Raw genomic sequence first — 17,733 nt, forward strand, 5'->3', positions numbered from 1 at the left:
GCTCCGACCGCGAGAATCAAACCCGTCCGGCCGGGTCCCGGCCGGCGGCACGGGCCGCTCGCGGGCCCATCTCACCGGGCGGCCAACGCACGGGCATCCCACCCCGCGCCGGCAACCGGGCGCCGCCCTGGGCGATGCCGGGGATGCCGTTGTCACGCTAGCCGACCGGCTAGACGCCGCAGTCGTCCCATGGGGTCGGTCGCCGGCCGGCGACCCGGGATCGGAACAGTGGCCGGACCGGCACGGATCTTGACTCCCAGTCAGCGGGAACTCCACTTCCGCACCAGACCGGGCAGGCCCACCCTGACCTGGGAACACCCGTCCGCGAGACAGCGACGGAGCGTCGCGGGCGGGCGAGCGGCGGCCCGGGGCGGCAGACCACTCGGGACACGACGGCGAAGGTCGCCGAACGGTGTCAGGCGCCGCCCGCCGGCCGGCGCGCGACCGGCGCGACCCCCGCCAGGTGGCGAACTTCACAAATCACTCGAAGCATGTCGATCTCACCAGGCGCCGGGCGCGCGACCTCGTCCCCGACGGGTGGCCACCGCGGCGGCCCGGGTCAGCCGGCGGCCGAGATCCAGGATCTCGTCGACGGGTACCGGCCGGTCCGGCCCGGGAACCGGTCGACATGCTGTACCCGGCGCCTTTCGGCCGGCCGAAAACAGCGCTGACCGTGGCCGACGTCGAAGCCGCCCACGAGGCGGGGACGGCGGCTGGTCCCCCGCCGGTACCGCGCCGAAAGCCCTCCGGTCGCCCCGGACGGTGCGGCGGGCCACCCGAAGGCGTCGGTGCGCTAGCGCACCGACGAACCGGCCGTCCCCAGACGGCGGTGGGTGAGCACCGGGAACTCCGCGCGCACGGCGGACAGCCTGGCCCGGTCCAGCACCGCCCGCAGCATCTGCGGGCCGGTGCCGGCGCGGGCCAGCACGGTGCCCCACGGGTCGACGACGAGGCTGGTGCCGGCCAGCTCCACTCCCCCGTGCCGGCCGGCGGCGTTGCAGGCGACGACGAAGACCTGGTTCTCGACCGCCCTGGCCCGCACCAGCAGCTCCCAGTGCTCCAGGCGGGCCAGCGGCCAGGCCGACACCACCACGACCACCTCGGCGCCGCGGTCGACCAGCAGCCGGAACAGCTCGGGGAACCGCAGGTCGTAGCAGGTGGCCAGGCCCACGGCGCCGAGCGGCGTGGATGCGACGAGCACGTCGTCTCCGGCGGTCAGCAGGGTCGCCTCGGCCGACTCGTGGCCGAACAGGTGGATCTTGCGGTAGTGGCCCAGCAGGGCGCCGTCCGGGCCGGCGAGGACGGTGGTGTTGTGCAGCGCCCCGCCGGGAGCGCGCTCGACGATGCTGCCGGTGACCAGGTGCAGACCACGCTCGGCCGCCACGGCCCGCAGCGCGCCGACCGTGGGGCCGGCCAGCTCCTCGGCGTCGGCGCGGTAGCGGTCGAAGTGGAAGTAGCCGGTGCGCCACAGCTCGGGCAGGACGACCAGGTCGGCCCCGCCGGTGCCGAGCCCGCCCGCGCCGGCCCCGCCGGTGCCGAGCCCGCGCAGCTCGGTCAGGACGCGCGCGCCGCGGTCGGCCGCCGGCTCGTCGTCCGGGCAGGCGAGCTGGAACAGCACCACCCGCACGGAAGCACCGGTCACGCCCCCATGCTGGACCAGCCGTACCGGCCTGTCGACGGCCGTCCGCCGCCGGGGATCAACCCGCGCAAATGTTGACTGCGCCATACAATCAGATGATTCTGTGAGGGGCATCACCCGACGCACGACAGGCCCGGGCCGGGCGGGCGTCGGGGTGCGTACCAGGCAGAACGGCGACCAGGGAGCATCGATCGTGGCGGACGTACCCCACAACACAGCGGCACCGACGGCACTGACGGGGGCGCGGCGATGACGACGGTGACGACGGACACCAGCGACGCCACCGGCGACGTCTACTACGACCCGTACGACTTCGAGATCGACGCCGACCCGTACCCGGTGTGGCGGCGGATGCGGGACTCCGTGCCGCTGTACTACAACGCCAAATACGACTTCTACGCCCTCAGCCGGTTCGACGACGTCGAGAAGGCCATGGGCGAGCCGGACATCTTCCTCTCGGGCCGCGGCACGCTCATCGAGCTGATCAGGTCGGACATCCGCTTCCCACCGGGCAACATCCTCTTCGAGGACCCGCCCCTGCACGACCTGCACCGCGGCATCCTCGGCCGGGTCTTCACCCCGCGCAGGATGCTCGCGATCGAGCCGGAGGTGCGCGCGTTCTGCGCCCGCTCGCTGGACCCGCTGGTGGCCGCCGGCGACTTCGACTTCATCGCCGACCTCGGCGCCCAGATGCCCATGCGCACGATCGGCATGCTGCTCGGCATCCCCGAGCAGGACCAGGAGGCGATCCGCGACGCCATCGACGAGGGCCTCACCCTCACCGAGGGCGCGCCGAAGCCGCTGCCCGATGATCCCCTCGCCCGCTCCGAGGGCATGTTCGCCGACTACCTCGACTGGCGGGCGCGCAACCCCTCGGACGATCTCATGACCGACCTGATCACCGCCGAGTTCGAGGACGAGACGGGCACGACCCGCCGGCTGACCCGCGCCGAGGTCCTGACCTACGTGAACATGCTGGCGAGCGCCGGCAACGAGACGACCGCCCGGCTGATCGGCTGGACCGGGAAGATCCTCGCCGAGCACCCGGACCAGTTGCGGCAGGTCGCGCAGGACCGCTCGCTGGTCAACCAGGTGATCGAGGAGGTGCTCCGTTTCGAGGCGCCCTCCCCGATCCAGGCCCGCTACGTCGCCCGGGACGTCGAGGTGCACGGCCAGACGGTGCCGGAGGGCAGCGTCATGGTGCTGCTCAACGGCTCGGCCAACCGTGACGACCGCCAGTTCGTCGACGGCGACAGCTTCGACATCCACCGGTCGATCAGCCGGCACGTCAGCTTCGGCCGCGGGCTGCACTTCTGCCTGGGCGCCGCGCTGGCCCGCCTCGAGGGACGGGTCGCGCTGGACGAGGTGCTCAAGCGCTGGGACCACTGGGAGGTCGACTACGACCGCGCCGTGCAGGCCCGCACCTCCACCGTCCGCGGTTGGGCGAAGCTCCCGGTCACGGCGACGCCGCGGTGAGCCACGCCCGCGCGGCGGGCACCGAGGTACGACCAGGGCCGGCGGACCGGAAGCCGGCGAAACCTACTGAGGGAGCGCCTTGACGCTGCAGCGGATCGAGGTCGGGCTGGTCAGCATCGACGAGTCCCTGGCGGAGTTCTACGCCGTCACGTTCGGGATGGAGCGGCTGCCCGCCATCGAGGCCGGTCCCGGAGTCGTGCACCGGCTCCGGGCGTCGGGCATCGTGATCAAGGTGATGGTGCCCAAGCGGGCGCCGGCCACCACCGAGCCGGCCACGCGCTTCTTCGCCGCGACCGGCCTGCGGTACATCACCCTCTACTCCGACGATCTCGACGGCATCGTCGAGCGGGCCACGGCCCACGGCGGCAAGGTGACACACGGCCCCTCGGCCATCGGGCCCGGTGTGCGCATCGCCGTCCTGCAGGACCCGGACGGCAACGCGGTGGAGGTGGTCGAGGGCGCCTCCTGAGGAGCCCTCACTCCTGCCCGGGCGGCTCGACGAGCTGGGCTCGCAGCCGCGCGGGCAGGTCGGGGGCGATCCCGGCGACCTCCTCGAGGTAGCCCGGCACCGACCCGTGACGTTCGGTGAGGGTCGCGAGCAGCGTGCTCAGGGCCTGCCGGGGCGCGCCGAACACGACCCGGTAGTGCTCGACGTCCACGTCGGTGCCCGCGAGCCGGCGCCGCAGCCGCGCCATCTTGGGGTCGGTGTAGTGGACGGTGCTGAGCTCGAAGTCGTCGAGGATCAGCGACTCGTCGACGCCGAGCAGCGACAGCAGCAGCGCGGCGGCGACCCCGGTCCGGTCCTTGCCGGCCGTGCAGTGGAACAGCGCCGGCGTCGCGTCCGGCTCGGCGAGCCCGGTGAGGAGACGGCCGAACGCCGCCGCGCCCGTCTCGGCCATCGCGTCGTAGACGCGGGTGAGGAAGTCCGGTGGCACCTCGGCCAGCCGGCCGGCGACGACGAGGTCGGTGAGGTCCTTGTTCCGCGCCGCGCTGCCGCCGATGGCGAGCCGTTCGCGCCGGACACCGCCGGGCAGCAGCGACGGCGCCAGCTCGATCTCGGCGTCGGTCCGCAGGTCGTATACGACCCGCAGGCCGAGCCGCTCGACGGCGGTCAGGTCGGCGGCGGTGAGGCGGTGCAGGGCCGCGGACCGGTAGACCCGGCCCCAGCGCACCCGGCCTCCGTCCGCGGTCGGGTATCCGCCGAGGTCACGGACGTTGACGGCGCCCTCGAGGCGCACCAGCCGCGATCCGCCCCCGCCCGGCCCGGGCTCGGTCGTCACCGTCGCCCGCTGGGCGTGGCGACGCCCCACAACAGCCGCAGAACTTCACTCTTCATGTTGAGAACTCTATTCTGCCGTCGCGACCGCGGCCGGGCGGCGGCCCCGCGGAGCCGTTCCGGGCGACCCGGCCGGGCCCGCGGAGACCACCACATCGTCCTCACACGGGGGTGGTCCTACTCTGCGGGGCACATGACCGCGCGCGGCCGGCGCCGCGCCCGAAGCAGCCAGGGGATCCAATCCGGTGAGTGCGATCAGCGTCGGCCAGGCCGTCCTCCTCGGGGTCGTCGAGGGGGTGACGGAGTTCCTCCCCGTCTCCTCCACCGGCCATCTCAAGATCACGGAAGGGCTGCTGGACATTCCCGTCGACGACAAGTCGGTCGTCGCGTTCACCGCCGTCATCCAGGTCGGCGCGATCGCCGCGGTGCTGCTGTACTTCTTCGGCGACATCCGACGCTTCGTCGGCGCCTTCGCGAACGGGCTCACCGACCGGGAGGCCCGGCAGCGCCACGACTTCAAGTTCGCCTGCTGGGTCTTCTACGCGACGCTGCCCGTGGTCGCCGTCGGGCTGGCGGCCAAGTCCCTGATCGACGGGCCGCTGGCCTCGCTGTGGGTCGTCGCCGGCTCGCTGCTGGCCGGCAGCGCCGTGATGTGGTTCGCCGACCGGTTCGGCCGCCGCAAGCGCGGCGAGGACGACATCGACCTCACCGACGCCATGGCGGTGGGCTCCTCGCAGATCCTGGCGCTGCTGTTCCCCGGCTTCTCCCGCTCCGGCGCGACGATGTCCACGGCGCTGGTGCGCGACCTGGACCGGGTGGCGGCGACCCGGCTGTCGTTCTTCCTGTCGATCCCGGCGCTCACCGGAGCCGGGCTCTACGAGCTGAAGGACGCGGTGGGCGGGGGCGTCTCGGTACTTCCGCTGGCCGTCGGGACGCTGGTGTCGTTCGTCGTCGCCTACGCCTCGATCGCCTGGCTGCTGCGGTATGTCGCCCGGCACTCGTTCGACCTCTTCGTCGGCTACCGGGTCGCCGTCGCGGCGGTCCTGATCGGGCTGCTGGCCACCGGCACGCTCAGCACCTGACGGCCCTCTACGATCGGGCGGTGCGGGTACTGGTCGTGGAGGACGAGGAGCGCACCGCGGATCTGCTCCGCCGGGGCCTGACCGAGGCGGGCTACGCCGTCGACCTGGTGCACGACGGCACGGACGCCGTCTGGCAGGCCGGTGAGATCTCCTACGACGCCATCGTGCTCGACCTGATGCTGCCCGGCATCGACGGCTTCGAGGTCTGCCGCCGGCTGCGGGCGGCCCGGCGGTGGTCCCCGATCCTGATGCTCACCGCCCGCGGTGACGTCGACGACCGCATCCACGGCCTCGACGCCGGGGCCGACGACTACCTGGCCAAACCGTTCAGCTTCGGTGAGCTGACGGCCCGGCTGCGCGCGCTGATCCGCCGCGGCGCCGTCGAGCGGCCGGCCACGCTGCGGGTCGGCGACCTGCACCTCGACCCCGCCGCGCGCAGCGTGCGGCGCGCGGGCGAGCCGGTCGACCTGTCCGCCAAGGAGTTCTCGTTGTTGGAACTGCTGATGCGCCGCCCCGGCGAGGTCCTCTCCCGGAGCTACATCCTGGATCACATGTGGGACCTCGGCTACGACGGCACGTCCAACGTGGTCGACCAGTACGTGCGGTACCTGCGCCGCAAGATCGACGCGGTGGACGGCCCGTCGCGGATCGAGACGGTCCGCGGCGCCGGCTACCGCCTGCGCGCCGAGCCCACCGGCGCCACCGGCGCCACCCGGACCGGGACGTAGCGCCCGTGCCGCTGCGGGTGCGACTGACGCTGCTGTTCGTCCTGGGCACCGCCCTCGTGCTCGCCGCGGCCGGTGTCCTGTTCTACGCGCTGCTGCGCACCAACCTGCGGGACTCCGTGGACGCGAACCTGAGCACCCGGATGGCCGTGCTCGTCGCGCAGGTCCCCGCCGCGGCGGACCCGGCCGGGCAGCTGCGGGCCTACGGCGCCGGGCCCGCCCAGCTGCTGCGGCCCGACGGCTCCGTCGCCGCCTCGAACGACAGCGCGGGTCCCGGCCCGCTGCTCGGGCCCGGGCAGGTGGCCACCGCGCTCGCCCGCCCGGAGTGGTTCACCTCCGGGCGGCTGCCGGAGCCCGGCGACGACGACGACACGGAGGAGGCCCGCGTGCTGGCCGTCCCGGTACGGACCGGGGCGCGGGAGGAGGTCCTGCTCGTCGCGACCAGCACCGACCTGACCGACTCGGCCGAGGACCGCATCCGCAACATCATGGTCGGCGCGACGGCGCCAATGGTCGCGCTCGCCGGGCTCGCGGCCTGGCTGCTCTCGGGCGCGGCCCTGCGCCCGGTCGACCGGATGCGCCGCCAGACCGCCGCCATCAGCGAGTCGGACAGCTCCGCCGAGCTGGACGTGCCCGCGACCCGCGACGAGATCGCCGCGCTGGCCGCCACGATGAACAACCTGCTGCGCCGGCTGCACGCCGCCCGCGCCCGCGACCGGGCGTTCGTCGCCGACGCCGGGCACGAGCTGCGGACCCCGCTCACCAACCTCAAAGCCGAGCTCGAGCTCGCCGGGCGCCCGGCGCGCACCCGCGACGAGCTGGTCGACGCGGTCGCGGGCGCGGCGGAGGAGACCGAGCGGCTGATCCGGCTCGCCGAGTCGCTGCTCGCGCTCGCCCGGATGGACAGCGGCATCACCGCCCCGCGACGGCTCGACGTCGCGGACCTGCTCGAGCGGGCCACCCGCGCCGCGACCGGCCATGCCGGGACCAGGCATGTCCACCTGCGCCTGGACGCCGCCCCGGGCCTCACCGTGGACGCGGACCCCGACATGCTCCGCCAGGCGGTCGACAACCTGGTGGCCAACGCGATCCGCCACGCGCCGCCCGGCAGCACCGTCGACGTGCGGGCCGGGCCGGGCGCGGCCGGGCCCGGCGCGGCCGGGAGGACCGTCGTCGTGCGGGTACGTGACCGCGGCCCGGGATTCCCCACGGACTTCCTGCCACGCGCCTTCGAGCGGTTCAGCCGCGCCGACGCCGCGCGCACCCGCGACCACGACGCCACCGGTACGGGGCTCGGGCTCGCCATCGCCGCCGCGGTGGCCCAGGCCCACCAGGGGACCACGGCCGCCGCCAACAACCCTGACGGTGGCGCCGTCGTCACCCTCACCCTGCCCGCCGCGGGCGGCCCTGACCAGGCGGCCCCGGGCGGACGGCAAAATCATGGGATGCCCGCCCTCGACCCCGGAGCCGACCCGAGGGACAGACCGTGACCCGCGCGCCTCAAGCGCTCTCATCAGCGTCACACGATCCAGCGGCGCAGCTCCCCTTCGTGAGAGGTTGTCCACTGCCATCACCAGCCCGCCCCAGCAGCCCGTCCGTCACCGCGCCCCGCGCCCCGGTGATCGCCCGGCAGCGGGAGCCGCTGCCCACCGTCCACGACCTGCCGCGCGTGCTGGTGGTGGCGGACAAGTTCCCCCCGACGATCGGTGGGATCCAGACGTTCGCCTGCCGGCTCACCGCCGGTCTGCCCCCGGACCGGGCCGTCGTCCTCGCCCCGGCCCAGCCCGGTGACGCCGAGTTCGACGGCACCCTCGGCTTTCCCGTGATCCGCACCGAACACGGCATGATCACCTCACCGCGGGGCCGGCGGGCACTGCGGGCCGCCGTGCGGGAGCACGGATGCGAGGTGGCGTGGTTCCCGACCGCGGCCCCGCTCGGCGTGCTCGCGCCCGCGCTGCGGGAGGCCGGGGTCGAACGGGTGGTGGCCTCCAGCCACGGGCACGAGGTCGCCTGGTCCCGGCTGCCGCTCGGGCGGCAGCTCGTCAGCACCGTCGGCGCCCGGGTCGACGTGCTCACCTACCTCACCGAGTTCACCCGCCGCCGGCTCGCGGCGATCACCCCGTCGGGGACCCGGCTGGCCCGGCTCACCGGCGGCGTCGACACCGAACGGTTCCAGCCGGGCGCCGGCGGGGACGAGATCCGCCGCGGGCTGGGCTGGTCGGACGAGCCGGTCGTGATCTGCGTGGCCCGCCTGGTCACCCGCAAGGGCCAGGACACGCTCATCCGGGGCTGGCACGACGTCCGGCGCCGGCACCCGCACGCGCGGCTGCTGCTGGTCGGCGGCGGGCCCGCCGAGGACCGCCTGCGCCGCCTCGCCGCGCGGTCCGGGGTGGCCGACGGCGTGCACTTCGCCGGTCCCGTGCCCGACGAGATCCTCCCCGCCTACCTGGACGCGGCGGACGTCTTCGCGATGCCGTCACGCACCCGGCTGTTCGGGCTCGACCTGGAGGGCCTCGGGCTCTCCGCGCTCGAGGGGGCGGCCAGCGGCCTGCCGGTCATCACCGGTGCCCAGGGCGGGGCACCGGACGTCGTCATCCCCGGCCGGACCGGCGTGGCCGTCGACGGGCACGACCGCACGGCGGTGGCCGCCGCGGTCGTCGACCTGCTCGACGACCCGCAACGGCGAGCGCGGATGGGTGCGGCCGGCCGTGCCTGGATGCGGGCGGCGTGGGGCTGGGACACGCTCAGCGGGCGCCTCGCCGACATCCTCGGCGGGCAGACCATCGACGGGCCCGCCACCGACAGGCCGGGTACCGACGCGCCGGGCGCCGTGGCCTGGGCCGGGGCGCCCGCCGCGGTGGGCGACGACCGGGTCGGCGTGACGGTGCCGGAGCGCGGCGATGGTCGTTGAGGCGCCGGCCGAGGCCGTCGGGCCGGAGCCCGCGAGCGGCCGGCGGCCGGCCGCGGGGACGGCGAGCCACCGCTGGCGGACGGCCCTGGCCTGCGTCGTCCCGCTGCTCGCGGTGCTCTGGCTGCTGCACGGCTGGTCGACGGTCACGGCGAGCGTCGACCACCTGGCGAACGCGCGCCCGGGCTGGCTCGCCGTCGCGGTGCTCGCCGCCCTGCCGACCTGGATCGCGGGAGCCGCCAGCCTGCAGGGGGCCGTGGCCCGGCGGTTGCCCGTCGGGCCGATGCTGGCCGTGCAGGTGGCGGGAAGCGTCGCCAACCATGTGCTGCCCGCCGGTTTCGGGGTCGGGGCCGTGAAGCTCCGTTTCCTCAACCGGCACGGTGTCCCGCTGCGCGAGGCGGTGGCCGCGGTCGGACTCGACGCCACCGCCGGGGTGATCACGCATGTGGCGGTCCTCGTCGTGCTGCTCTCGGGCGGGTTCGCGCACCTGGGCGGGCCACCGGGCGGACTGCTCGCCACGGTGGCCGCGGCGCTGGTCGGGCTGCTCGCGGTCGGCTGGGCGCTGCCACCGGTCCGACGGGCGGCCCGGCGCGGCCGGGCGCACGTGACGGCCCAGGCCCGGATGCTGGCGGAGATCCTGCGGGAGCCGAGCCGGGCGATGCTGCTGTGGGGCGGCTCCGCCGCGATCCCGCTGCTGCACGCGGCGACCCTGCTGTTCGTGGTGCGGGCGCTGCACCTCCCACTGGGTGCCGGCGCGGTGTTCGCCATCTACTACCTGGCCAGCAGCGCGTCCGCGCTCATCCCGTCACCGGGTGGCTTCGGCTCGCTGGACGCCGCGCTGACCGCGGCGATCGTCGCGGCGGGGCAGTCCCCCACCTCGGCCCTCGCCGCCGTCCTCGGGTACCGCCTGATCACGGTGTGGATCCCGCTCGCGCCCTCGGCCTGCGTCATGGCGGCGCTGGTCCGCCGCGGCCACCTCTGATCCGACCGCCGCGGGCGACGGCCCTGTCGGCGGTCCGCGCCCGCCGGCACCGGCGAACACATGTGCCCGGCCCGCGGGAAATTACGTCGGTCGACGTGACCGGTGGAGGCGACGACCGGCGGCACCGACGGAGCCCCGCTAGAGGCGGGTGGCGACCTGGATCAGCCCGGCGAGGGCCCGGGAGCGGCTGTGCGGCGGCCAGGCGATCACCGTCGTCACCAGGGGCGCGTCCGGCACCGCGACGGTGGCGAGGTCGCGGCGCAGGTGGACGCGGCACGACTCCGGCAGGACCGCCGAGGCGCGGCCGAGCGCGATCAGCTGGAACAGCTGCGCGGAGTCCCGGGCCTGCGGGCCGGGACCGTCCGGGTAGGTGCCGTCGGGTCGGGGCCAGCGTGGCAGTGGCAGGCCGGGCAGCGCGGTGACGTCGGCCATCCGCAGCTGGGCCCGGCCGACGAGGGGATGGCCTGCCGGCAGCACCACGACCTGCCCCTCGGTACTCAGCTCCTCGGTGTCGAACCCGGTCGTGGCGTCGAAGGGCCGGTGCAGCAGCGCGACGTCGGCCCGACCGTCGCGCAGCAGCCGGCCCTGCTCTGCGACCCCGCACAGGACGACGTCGACCGGGACCGCGCCGGGTTCGGCCGCGTAGGCGTCGAGCAGTTTGGAAAGCAGTTCGCTGGACGCTCCGGCCTTCGTGACGAGGACCAGGCCGGGCTGGCCGGTCACGCCGAGGGCGGCGCGCTGGCTGCGGCGGGCCGCGGCGTCGACCGCGTCGAGGGCCGCCCGACCCTCGACCAGCAGCACCGCTCCGGCTTCGGTCAGCGTGACCGTGCGGCTGGTGCGGTCCAGCAGGACCACCCCGAGCCGCCGTTCGAGCTGCCGGATGGCTCTCGACAGCGGCGGCTGCGAGATCCCGAGGCGCTGGGCGGCCCGCCCGAAGTGCAGCTCCTCGGCGACGGCGACGAAGTACCGCAGCTCGCGCGTCTCCATGGCCTCAAGATACGGCCGGACGATCTGGCGCGCCGTGGCCGGGAGCGGGCGGACGCCCTCGGATCGATACCCGGGGGGTATCGCCGCCCACCCAGACGGTGTTGGTGAACCGTTGGGACCGCGGACAGGATCGGCTGTATGAGCGAACGGACGATCGCGCTGGTCACAGGCGCGAACAAGGGAATCGGGTACGAGATCGCGGCCGGCCTCGGCGCCCTCGGCTGGAGTGTCGGTGTGGGAGCCCGGGACGCGGGACGCCGGGAGGCGGCGGTGGAGAAGCTGCGCGCGGCGGGCGTCGACGCGTTCGATGTGCCGCTGGATGTGACCGACGACGCGAGCGTGGCCGCCGCGGCCGAGCTGATGACGGAGCGGGCCGGCCATCTCGATGTGCTGGTCAACAACGCCGGGGTGACCGGCGGCATGCCACAGACGCCCACCACGGTCGATCCCGCGACCGTGCGCAGGGTCGTCGAGACCAACGTGCTCGGGGTCATCCGTGTCACCAACGCGATGCTGCCACTGCTGCGTCGCTCGGCGGCGCCGCGGATCGTGAACATGTCCAGCAGTGTCGGCTCCCTCACCCGGCAGTCCGGCTCCGGCGGCGAGCACACGACAGGTCCGGTCTCCGGCGCGTACGCGCCGTCGAAGACCTTCCTCAACGCCATCACCGTCCAGTACGCCAGGGAGCTGCGGGACAGCAACATTCTGATCAACGCGGGCTGTCCCGGCTTCTGCGCGACCGACCTCAACAACTTCCGCGGAGTCCGCACCCCGGAGCAGGGCGCGGCGATCGCGATCCGGCTCGCGGCCCTGCCCGACGACGGGCCGACCGGCGAGTTCTTCGAGGACGCCGGGGTGGTTCCCTGGTGATGACACGCCGACACCCCGAGACGCCCTCCGGCCGGACCGCCGCGGGCCCGCGGCGGCACCGAACCGGGGGGCTCACCGGGCGGCGGGGTGCGGGAGGGGGCCTTCCACCCGGTCCCGGCCGGCGCGCTTGGCCCGGTAGAGCTCGACGTCGGCGCGTTCGACGAACGCCGCCACGCCGTCGCCGGGAACAGGAGTGGTCGCCGCGACCCCGATGCTCACCGTGACGATCCGGTGGATCACCAGCGGATGCGGCTCGGCCAGCCCGGCGACCGCGCGGCGCAGCTGCCGGGCCAGCTCGACGGCGGTCCGCGCGCCGGTGTCGGGCATCACGACGGCGAACTCCTCCCCCCCGAACCGCGCCGCCGTGTCGGTGGGCCGCAGGTTCGCGGCCAGGCCGGCGGCGACCCGCTGCAGGCACCGGTCACCGGCGGAGTGCCCGAAGTGGTCGTTGTAGAGCTTGAAGTGGTCGATGTCGATCATCGCCAGCGCGATCGGCGTCGAGTGCAGCCAGGCGCGGTGCCACTCGGCGTCGAGGACCTCCTCGAGGCGCCGCCGGTTCGCCAGGCCGGTGAGCGAGTCGGTACGGGAGAGCTGCTCCAGCCGCCGGTTGGCGGCGGCGAGCTGCTTCGTCCGCTCGGCGACCTTGCGCTCCAGCGAGGTGTACACCAGGGCGTTGTCGAGCGAGACGGCCAGCTGACCGGCGATGAGCATGATCCCTTCGAGGCGCTCGGTGGCGAACGCGCCGCGGATCATCCGGTTCTCCAGCAGCAGCATCGCCCGCAGCCCACCGCGGATCATGATGGGCACGGCCAGCAGCGAGCAGCGGTCGATGTCGGTGAAGTACGGGTCGCGGCAGAACCGGTCGTCGCGGACGGAGTCGGCGACGACGACGGGCTCCCGGGTGCGTTCGGCGTAGCGGACGACCGAGGCCGGCAGCAGACGCCGCCGGGCGGCCTCGGGCAGCGGCACGGAGCCGCCGTCCCCGACCGGTACCAGCCAACCCTGATCCTGCTGGTCACGGAGCAGCAGGTGGACGCCGGTCGCGCCGGCCATCTCCGACAGGATGCCCGCGACCCTGGCCCGCAGCCCGCCGACGTTGGTCTCGGAGCTGAGCGTGCGTGACGCCGCGACGATGCCGAGCAGATCGATGGTCCCGGTCGTCAGGACGGCGCGCCGCCCTGCCGGTGAGTCCGCGGCCGACGCGTCCGCCGGCACCGGCACCGGCGCCGGGCGGGCCACGCCGGCGGCCGGACCCGCCGCGTCGGGCCCGGTGAGTCCGCCGGGCCCGGCGGGCAGCGCCGGATGGGCCCAGTCGAGCTGGGCGACCTTCGCCGTCGCGCCCCAGGCGAGGTAGTGGCGGCGGGCGGCGGCGAGCAGCGCGTGGCCGGCCTCCTCCATCCCGTGCGCCAGGTAGAACCGCGCCGCGCGCTCCAGGATCAGCGCCCGGTGCCACGGCCGGGCCCGGGTGGCGGCCTCCCGCTGCGCCACGTCGTACGCGTACGCCGCCTCGCGGAACTCCCCGGCCGCCCAGGCCCGCTCCGCCTCCACCAGGCGCAGCAGGTGCAGGTAGTTGGACGGCGCGTCGGCCGCGCGCGCCGCCAGCCAGTCGATCGACTCGTCCAGCTCGGCCAGCACGGCGGCGCGCCGGGACGGCACCGCGCCCCGGGCCTGGCTGGCCAGCGCCAGCGAACGCAGCAGCCGCGCCAGCACCGTCGAGTAGTGCGCCTGGACGGCCGGCAGCACCGCCGTCGCCCCCATGGTGTGCCGGGACAGCTCCACCGGGTGGTCGAGGATGGCCGCGGCGACCGCCCGGGTGATGTGCAGTTGGGCGGCGGCCAGCGGGTTGGCGGCCAGCAGCTCCGCGCCCAGCCGGCCCAGGTCGGACGTCCCGTCGGCCGCCGGGGGACCGGCCGTGCCGCGGAGCACGTCCGTCAGGTGGCGGTACATGCGGAACGTCTCCTCGGCGTGGCCGTTGCCGGTGCACGCGGCGAACGCCAGCGCCTCGTCGACCTCGGCGGCGGCGACGTCGAGGGACGGCGCGCAGTCGAACAGGCTGTACACCAGCACGTAGTGGGTCCAGCACGCGTTCTGCAGGTCGCCGCCGAGGATCAGGCCCTCCAGGGCACGGCGCGCCGCCTCCACGTTCTCCTCGAGCGGGTCGAACCAGTGGCCGGTGCCGAGCACATACAGGAAACGCACCTGCCACAGGGCGGGTTCGTAGCCGCGGGCCCGGCAGACCTCGATGATCCGCCGCAGCACCCGCCACCCGGTGCGATAGTCGTCGCGCCAGACGACGGCGACGAACCCGGCGTGGCCGGCAGGGCCGGCCAGGGCCGGGCCGGGACCGTCCCGGATCCACATCCGCAGTGTCTGCACGGTCAGCCAGGCCAGCATCTGCTGGTCCTCGAAGAACGCGGCGGGCATGAGCCGGTTGATGAGCTCGACGGCGCCGGACCCCGCCAGGTCGGCGCCGGACCCCGCCCGGTCCGCGCCGCGGGCGCGCCGCAGGTCGTCGGCCGTCGTGGTCCGCTCGAGCCACTGATTGAGCGTGTCCAGGCCGCGGTCGATCTCCCCGTCGAGGTCGTCCCGCTCCGGAATGGCGAGGCCGAGCCGCCGCAGCTGCTGGTAGCCCAGGCTCAGCGCCGCGCCGGCCCGGCCCCGGTTGGTGAGGCTGCTGACCTGGACCAGGGTCGCGGCCGTGCGCCGCGCCGGGTCGGCGCACAGCCGGCCGAGGGTCTCGTACTCCTCGTCGGCGTCCTCCAGCCGGCCGAGCATGTACAGGGCGGCGTGCCGGCCGGTGTGCACCTCGATCAGCTGATCGGTGTCCGCTGGGTCGGTGAACGCCACCGCGGCGGCCAGCAGCCGCTCCACCAGCGGGTAGTTGCTCAGCAGCGTGGCCTCGTCGGCGGCACGCCGCAGCAGGTCGGCGGTCAGCCGCCGCTCCGCGGGCAGGCGCACCTCGTCGAGCACCAGCAGGTACTGCGCGGCCGCGACGGCGAGATACTCGGGCCGGCCGGCGAGCCGCCGGGCCAGGGCCAGCCGCAGAGCCCGCTCCGCCGGCCCGGTGAGGCCGGCCAGGACGGCCTCCTGCGCCCGGTCGTGGCGGAAGCGCACGCCGCGTCGCCCGTCGGTCTCCAGCACCAGCAGCCCGCGCGCGAACGCCGGGGCGAGCCGCCGCTCAAGCTCCCACGCCGCCTGCCCGGTCGCGGCCGCCAGAAGCTCGAAGCCCACCTGGCCGGCCAGGCACGCGGCCACCGCCAGTGCCTCCCGGGCGGGCGGGGCCAGCGCCGCCACCCGGGCGCGCAGCAGCTCGATCACGTCCGCCCGGGCGAACCGGGCGCGCAGCGTCTCCGGCGCCCACCGCCAGCGGCCGGCCACCCGGGTCAGCAGGCCGTCGTGGCGCAGCAAGTTGACCAGCTCGACCGTGTCGTACGGATTGCCCCCGGTGGTCGGCGCGATCAGCCGCGCGAGCTGCCGGCCGCGCTCCGGAGGCAGCCGCAGCAGGTCGGTCACCATGGCGGCCTGGTCGGGCGGGGGCAGGTTCCGCAGCCGCAGGTGGCGCGGCCCGGCCGGCTGGCGCCGCCAGCGCGCGAGCATCGGCGCCAGCGGGTGCGTGGCGTCGACCTCGTCGTCCCGGTAGGCGCCGACGACCAGCAGCCCCTCGTGGTCCTTCTCGCCGCCGAGGATCAGGTCGAGCACGCCGAGCGGGGTCCGACCGGCCCACTGCAGGTCGTCGATGAAGATCACCAGCGGACGTTCCCGGGACGCGACGGCGCGCAGCGTCTCGGCGGCGCCGCGCTGCGCACGCACCTGCGCGGTCATCGGGTCGCCCGCCTTCGGCGGGATCCGCAGCAGCGCGGCCAGCTCGGGCACCACAGCGGCGGCCATGCCGGCTCCGGGGCCCAGCCCGCCCAGGAGCCGCTCCCGGACCTCGTCCAGGGAGCCCTCCGGCTCGGCCAGCAGCAGCCGGCCCAGCGCCCGCAGCGCCTGGCGGACCCCGTCGTACTCCTGGTCCCGCCGGTACTGGTCGAACTTGCCCGTCACGAACCAGCCGCCGGCACCGGCCACAATCGACCGCAGCTCGTTCACCAGGGACGTCTTCCCCACCCCGGGCGCCCCGGCGACGAGAATCCCGCGGCAGCGGCCCGCCACCGCGTCGGTGAACGCCGCGCGGAGCTCGCCGGTCTCCCGTTCCCGGCCGGCCAGCCGGGACGGCGTCAGCGGCCGCGCCGGAAGATCGTGCTCGCCGGGCCGCACGCACGCGCCGCGGCGCACCAGGACGAGGTCGAGGGCCAGGCCCTCGGCACTCTGGTAGCGGTCGTCCGGCTCCTTCTCCAGCAGGTGCATGACGACGTCCGACAGCCCGGCCGGCAGTGCCGGGTTCATCACCGACGGCGCCACGGGCACCCGGGTGAGATGGTCGTGGATGATCCGCAGCGGGTCACCCGAGCCGAACGGCGGCGCGCCGGTCGCCAGCTCGTACAGGGTGGCGCCGACGGCGTACAGGTCGGCCCGCTGGTCGACGGGGCTCCCCGTCCAGCCGGTCTGCTCCGGCGCGAGGTAGGGCACCGTCCCGACGATCTCGTTGTGATGGGCGAACCCGGGCTGGATCTCGGTGGCGGTCGTCGCGAGCGCGAAGTCGATCAGGTACGGCCGGTTCCCGGCCCGGTTCACCACGATGTTCGCTGGGCTGATGTCCCGGTGCAGCACACCGCGCCTGTGCATCCCCGCCACCGCCCGGGCGAGCGCCCCGGCCAGGTCGACCAGCTCGACCGGGTCCATGGGCGTGGCCCGCCGGGACAGGTCCGCGCCGCCGACGTCGGCAAGCAGGAGGCCGCCGATGCCGGCCAGCGGGACGCCGCCCCTGTCCGCCAGCAGGGGGGCGGAGCCCGCGCCGTCGAGCTCGGCGGCCCGCAGGGCGGGGCCCGGGCCGTCGGGCCCGGCGGTCGCCAGGTGTGCGACCCCCTCGACCCCGGCCAGCCGCTCGAGGATGTCGACCTCGTGGCGCAGCCGCCACCAGGCGCCCGGACCCAGCGGCTCCTTGCGGATCACGCTCCCGGCCGGGAGCAGCAGCCTCGTCACCCTGGTCCGGGCCGTCTCGTGCAACAGCTCCGTTCGCACCACCGCCGGCGGATCCCGGCTCGGCGGCGTCCGCTGGGATCCCATCCGCAAACCCCCACACCGAGCAGCGTGCTGCCCACCCGTCCAGTCTGCCCCGGATCACGGGCTCACCAACGGGACGGCCGCGGGCGGCCCGCGACAGCTCGCGATGGCTCACAGCGGCTCGTGACGGCTCTCGACGCGGCCGGCGCGGGCCCGGGCGCGGTTGCTTTCGGGGCCCGCGAAGGCTATAAGTGGGTTAGCACTCGACAGGGTTGAGTGCCAACCTCTGGCGCGACGGGTGCCCGGGCCGACGGCCCGATCATCAGGTTCTTTTAGGCCCCGCCGGCGGCAGGCACTCCTCCGCATGGCCCAAGCCCAGGAGGAAAGACTCCAATATGCCGAAGATCATTGCCTTCGACGAAGAGGCACGGCGCGGCCTGGAGCGCGGCATGAACCAGCTCGCCGACGCGGTCAAGGTCACGCTCGGCCCCAAGGGCCGCAACGTCGTGCTGGAGAAGAAGTGGGGCGTCCCCACGATCACCAACGACGGTGTCTCCATCGCCAAGGAGATCGAGCTCGAGGACCCGTACGAGAAGATCGGCGCGGAGCTCGTCAAGGAAGTCGCGAAGAAGACCAACGACGTCGCGGGTGACGGCACCACCACCGCCACGATCCTCGCCCAGGC

13 protein-coding genes are annotated in these 17,733 nt (G+C 74.8%); 9 read left to right on the forward strand and 4 right to left on the reverse strand.

Annotated features, from left to right (window positions below; translation table 11 throughout):
• Positions 1 to 793: 793 nt before the first annotated feature.
• Positions 794 to 1,627: a carbon-nitrogen family hydrolase gene (locus B056_RS0123425; protein ID WP_018504294.1), complete on the reverse strand. Its 834-nt coding sequence runs from the start codon at positions 1,625 to 1,627 to the stop codon at positions 794 to 796.
• 261 nt (positions 1,628 to 1,888) lie between these two features.
• Between B056_RS0123425 and B056_RS0123430 the strand changes: the two genes are divergently transcribed.
• Both B056_RS0123430 and B056_RS0123435 read left to right on the forward strand, forming a co-directional pair.
• Positions 1,889 to 3,115, forward strand: a complete 1,227-nt coding sequence (locus B056_RS0123430; protein WP_018504295.1) for a cytochrome P450 — start codon at positions 1,889 to 1,891, stop codon at positions 3,113 to 3,115.
• A 79-nt stretch (positions 3,116 to 3,194) separates the two neighbouring features.
• Positions 3,195 to 3,584 carry a VOC family protein gene (locus B056_RS0123435; protein ID WP_018504296.1) on the forward strand — a complete coding sequence of 130 codons (390 nt, stop codon included), beginning with the start codon at positions 3,195 to 3,197 and terminating at the stop codon, positions 3,582 to 3,584.
• A gap of 7 nt (positions 3,585 to 3,591) precedes the next feature.
• Here B056_RS0123435 and B056_RS0123440 read toward each other — a convergent pair whose 3' ends face one another.
• Entirely contained in the window at positions 3,592 to 4,395 is an 804-nt protein-coding gene (locus B056_RS0123440) for a tyrosine-protein phosphatase (protein ID WP_018504297.1), read from the reverse strand.
• A gap of 241 nt (positions 4,396 to 4,636) precedes the next feature.
• Between B056_RS0123440 and B056_RS0123445 the strand changes: the two genes are divergently transcribed.
• The 5 genes from B056_RS0123445 (at position 4,637) to B056_RS0123465 (ending at position 10,088) form a co-directional block, all read left to right on the forward strand.
• On the forward strand, positions 4,637 to 5,473 hold the full coding sequence (locus B056_RS0123445) for an undecaprenyl-diphosphate phosphatase (protein ID WP_018504298.1): 837 nt from the start codon (positions 4,637 to 4,639) through the stop codon (positions 5,471 to 5,473).
• A gap of 20 nt (positions 5,474 to 5,493) precedes the next feature.
• Positions 5,494 to 6,201: a response regulator transcription factor gene (locus B056_RS0123450; protein WP_018504299.1), complete on the forward strand. Its 708-nt coding sequence runs from the start codon at positions 5,494 to 5,496 to the stop codon at positions 6,199 to 6,201.
• Positions 6,202 to 6,206: 5 nt separating this feature from the next.
• On the forward strand, positions 6,207 to 7,688 hold the full coding sequence (locus tag B056_RS0123455; RefSeq protein ID WP_018504300.1) for a sensor histidine kinase: 1,482 nt from the start codon (positions 6,207 to 6,209) through the stop codon (positions 7,686 to 7,688).
• 128 nt (positions 7,689 to 7,816) lie between these two features.
• On the forward strand, positions 7,817 to 9,109 hold the full coding sequence (locus tag B056_RS37710; RefSeq protein ID WP_018504301.1) for a glycosyltransferase family 4 protein: 1,293 nt from the start codon (positions 7,817 to 7,819) through the stop codon (positions 9,107 to 9,109).
• Positions 9,099 to 10,088: a lysylphosphatidylglycerol synthase transmembrane domain-containing protein gene (locus B056_RS0123465; protein WP_018504302.1), complete on the forward strand. Its 990-nt coding sequence runs from the start codon at positions 9,099 to 9,101 to the stop codon at positions 10,086 to 10,088. Before B056_RS37710 ends, B056_RS0123465 begins: the two co-directional genes overlap by 11 nt.
• 138 nt (positions 10,089 to 10,226) lie before the next feature.
• On the opposite strand, the gene B056_RS0123470 is transcribed toward B056_RS0123465, so the two are convergent.
• Positions 10,227 to 11,075, reverse strand: a complete 849-nt coding sequence (locus tag B056_RS0123470) for a LysR family transcriptional regulator (RefSeq protein WP_018504303.1) — start codon at positions 11,073 to 11,075, stop codon at positions 10,227 to 10,229.
• Positions 11,076 to 11,213: 138 nt separating this feature from the next.
• Between B056_RS0123470 and B056_RS0123475 the strand changes: the two genes are divergently transcribed.
• Positions 11,214 to 11,945, forward strand: coding sequence for an SDR family NAD(P)-dependent oxidoreductase (locus B056_RS0123475; RefSeq protein ID WP_018504304.1), 732 nt, complete (start codon positions 11,214 to 11,216; stop codon positions 11,943 to 11,945).
• A 72-nt stretch (positions 11,946 to 12,017) separates the two neighbouring features.
• On the opposite strand, the gene B056_RS0123480 is transcribed toward B056_RS0123475, so the two are convergent.
• The gene (locus B056_RS0123480) at positions 12,018 to 17,111 is read right to left on the reverse strand and encodes a diguanylate cyclase (RefSeq protein ID WP_018504305.1); all 5,094 of its coding nucleotides are present in this window, start codon (positions 17,109 to 17,111) and stop codon (positions 12,018 to 12,020) included.
• Positions 17,112 to 17,443: 332 nt separating this feature from the next.
• On the opposite strand from B056_RS0123480, the gene B056_RS0123485 reads away from it, so the two are divergent.
• On the forward strand, positions 17,444 to 17,733 hold a 290-nt coding region (locus B056_RS0123485; protein ID WP_026240054.1), incomplete at its 3' end, for a TCP-1/cpn60 chaperonin family protein.

It is taken from the genome of Parafrankia discariae (genome assembly GCF_000373365.1).
GTDB classification, from domain to species: Bacteria; Actinomycetota; Actinomycetes; order Frankiales; family Frankiaceae; genus Parafrankia; species Parafrankia discariae.